This is a genomic window from Bradyrhizobium sp. Crot121 (assembly GCF_059512385.1).
Genome location: NZ_JCAMOR010000279.1, coordinates 1 through 869, shown reverse-complemented (window position 1 = coordinate 869; position 869 = coordinate 1). Strand labels below are relative to the sequence as shown.

1 protein-coding gene is annotated in these 869 nt (G+C 64.4%); it reads left to right on the top strand.

Features of this window, described 5'->3' with window-relative positions:
- The coding region (locus AC5ZGW_RS46510; protein WP_496114188.1) for an ATP-binding protein at nucleotides 1–869 on the top strand (869 nt) is incomplete at both ends.

The following is an 869-nucleotide window of genomic DNA, read 5'->3' as shown; positions in this document are numbered from 1 at the left end:
CTGGTGATCGAGAAGATCGTCGAGGCCTGCCGCAAGACCGGCGCCGAGGCCGTCCATCCCGGCTACGGCTTCCTGTCCGAACGCGAGGCGTTTCCGCGCGCGCTGAAGGAGGCCGGCATCGTCTTTATCGGCCCCAATCCTGGTGCCATCGCCGCGATGGGCGACAAGATCGAGTCCAAGAAGGCGGCCGCGAAGGCAAAGGTCTCCACCGTGCCGGGCCACCTTGGCGTCATCGAGGACGACAAGCATGCGGTGAGGATCGCCGACGAGATCGGCTATCCCGTGATGATCAAGGCTTCCGCCGGCGGCGGCGGCAAGGGCATGCGCATCGCGCATTCGAAGGCCGAGGTCGAGGAGGGCTTCAATCTCGCCAAGGCCGAAGCGAAATCCTCTTTCGGTGACGACCGCGTCTTCGTCGAAAAATTCATCGTCGATCCCCGCCACATCGAGATCCAGGTGCTCGGCGACAAGCACGGCAATGTGATCTATCTCGGCGAACGCGAGTGCTCGATCCAGCGCCGCAACCAGAAGGTCATCGAGGAGGCGCCGTCCCCGCTGCTCGACGAGACCACGCGCCGCAAGATGGGCGAGCAGGCGGTCGCGCTGGCGAAGGCGGTGAGCTACGACTCGGCCGGCACGGTCGAGTTCGTCGCCGGCCAGGACAAGAGCTTCTACTTCCTTGAGATGAACACGCGCCTGCAGGTCGAGCATCCCGTCACCGAGCTCGTCACCGGCATTGATCTGGTCGAGCAGATGATCCGGGTTGCCGCCGGCGAACAGCTCAGCCTTACGCAGAAGGACGTGACGCTGACGGGATGGGCGGTGGAATCGCGCGTCTATGCCGAAGACCCGTTCCGCAACTTCCTGCC